We start from the raw sequence: 2,222 nt of genomic DNA on the forward strand, positions 1-2,222 counted from the left end.
CCACCCCGGTGAGCAGCGGCAGCCACCCCCACCGCGGCACCGGCACGTCGTTCGGCGCCAGCAGGACGGAGAAGAAGAGCCCCGACCGGGGGGGCGCCGACCACGTGCGGTCCAGCCGCCCCCGCGCCGCGGACTGCTCCTCGGCGACCAGCACCGTGCCCTCCTCGGCGCGGCCCGCCCGCGCCGCCTCCACCAGGTCGGAGTTGGTCGAACCGGTGGCCGGGACGACGTCGAGGGCGGTCCACAGCGACTCCTCCCGCACCAGCGCCCGCCGCAGCGCGGCGGCGTTCAGCGGGGGGCGGTCCAGGTCCGACCAGCGGCCGGGCCCGGAGCCGGGGGAGGAGGGGGGTTCGGAGCGATCACGCGGCGTCATGCAACCCAGCGTAGGTGTGGGATACGCCGCACTGCCGGACAGGCGGTCCGCCATTACGCTACGGCTGAGTAACCATCCTCCCGCAGTCCAAGCCGCCCCACGCCGACTACGACGTACACACCACCACCAGCAGGGAGCCGCACCCCCGATGGCCGAGCCGGAAGAGCTGCAGCAAGGCGACATTCACACCACCGCGGGCAAGCTGGCGGATCTCCAGAACCGCATCCACCAGGCGACGCACGCCGGTTCGGGCCCCGCGGTGGAGAAGCAGCACGCCAAGGGCAAGCTGACCGCCCGTGAGCGGATCGAACTCCTCCTGGACGAGGGCTCGTTCGTGGAGCTGGACGAGTTCGCCCGGCACCGTTCCACCAACTTCGGCCTGGAGCGCAACCGTCCCTACGGCGACGGCGTCGTGACCGGCTACGGCACGGTCGACGGCCGTCCGGTGGCGGTGTTCTCGCAGGACTTCACCGTCTTCGGCGGCGCCCTGGGCGAGGTCTACGGGCAGAAGATCGCCAAGGTGATGGACTTCGCGCTGAAGACCGGCTGCCCGGTCATCGGCATCAACGACTCCGGCGGCGCCCGCATCCAGGAGGGCGTGGCCTCGCTGGGCGCCTACGGCGAGATCTTCCGCCGCAACACCCACGCGTCCGGGGTGATCCCGCAGATCAGCCTGGTCGTCGGCCCCTGCGCGGGCGGCGCGGTGTACTCGCCCGCGATCACCGACTTCACCGTGATGGTCGACCAGACCTCGCACATGTTCATCACCGGCCCGGACGTCATCAAGACGGTCACCGGCGAGGACGTCGGGTTCGAGGAGCTGGGCGGCGCGCACACCCACAACTCCCTCTCGGGTGTGGCCCATCACATGGCCGGCGACGAGAAGGACGCGGTCGAGTACGTCAAGCAGCTGCTGTCGTACCTGCCCTCCAACAACCTGAGTGATCCGCCCGCCTTCCCGGAGGAGGCGGACCTCACGGTCACCGAGGAGGACCTGGAGCTGGACCGGCTGGTCCCGGACAGCGCCAACCAGCCCTACGACATGCACACCGTGCTCGAACACGTCCTGGACGACGGGGAGTTCTTCGAGACGCAGCCGCTGTTCGCCCCCAACATCATCACCGGCTTCGGCCGGGTCGAGGGCCGGCCGGTGGGCGTGGTCGCGAACCAGCCGATGCAGTTCGCGGGCTGCCTGGACATCAAGGCGAGCGAGAAGGCGGCGCGGTTCGTCCGGACGTGTGACGCCTTCAACGTGCCGGTGCTGACCTTCGTCGACGTCCCCGGCTTCCTGCCGGGCGTCGGGCAGGAGCACGACGGCATCATCCGCCGCGGCGCCAAGCTGATCTACGCCTACGCGGAGGCGACCGTCCCGCTGATCACCGTGATCACCCGGAAGGCGTTCGGCGGCGCGTACGACGTGATGGGTTCCAAGCACCTGGGCGCCGACCTCAACCTGGCGTGGCCGACGGCGCAGATCGCGGTGATGGGCGCGCAGGGCGCGGTGAACATCCTGCACCGCAGGACCCTCGCCGAGGCGGAGGCCAACGGTGAGGATCTGGAGGCGGTGCGGGCGCGGCTGATCCAGGAGTACGAGGACACGCTGCTCAACCCGTACATCGCCGCGGAGAACGGCTACGTGGACGCGGTGGTCGCGCCGTCCCAGACCCGGTCGCAGATCGTCCGGGGACTGCGTCATCTGCGCACCAAGCGGGAATCACTTCCGCCGAAGAAGCACGGCAACATCCCGCTCTAGGAAGGATCGTGGCAATGACGATCAAGGTCGTGCGCGGCAATCCCACCCCCGAGGAGCTGGCCGCCGCACTGGCGGTGGTCCGAGCCCGCGCCGCGG

At 70.3% G+C, this 2,222-nt stretch carries 3 protein-coding genes; 2 read left to right on the forward strand and 1 reads right to left on the reverse strand.

Annotated elements, in window-relative coordinates:
• The coding region (locus HW445_RS27795) for a biotin--[acetyl-CoA-carboxylase] ligase (RefSeq protein WP_374939707.1) at positions 1-373 on the reverse strand (373 nt) is incomplete at its 3' end.
• A gap of 148 nt (positions 374-521) precedes the next feature.
• Here HW445_RS27795 and HW445_RS27800 point away from each other — a divergent pair.
• Together HW445_RS27800 and HW445_RS27805 are read left to right on the forward strand one after the other, a co-directional pair.
• Positions 522-2,126 carry an acyl-CoA carboxylase subunit beta gene (locus HW445_RS27800; RefSeq protein ID WP_180223624.1) on the forward strand — a complete coding sequence of 535 codons (1,605 nt, stop codon included), beginning with the start codon at positions 522-524 and terminating at the stop codon, positions 2,124-2,126.
• 14 nt (positions 2,127-2,140) lie between these two features.
• Positions 2,141-2,222, forward strand: an 82-nt coding sequence (locus HW445_RS27805) for an acyl-CoA carboxylase subunit epsilon (protein ID WP_161252824.1), incomplete at its 3' end; no start/stop codon positions are given.

It is taken from the genome of Streptomyces sp. UH6, from assembly GCF_013421635.1.
Classification (GTDB): Bacteria; Actinomycetota; Actinomycetes; order Streptomycetales; family Streptomycetaceae; genus Streptomyces; species Streptomyces abyssomicinicus.

Bases quoted from the DNA above. Each gene is read 5' to 3' on its own strand.
- HW445_RS27800 (WP_180223624.1), top strand. From the start codon at position 522: ATGGCCGAGCCGGAAGAGCTGCAGCAAGGCGACATTCACACCACCGCG.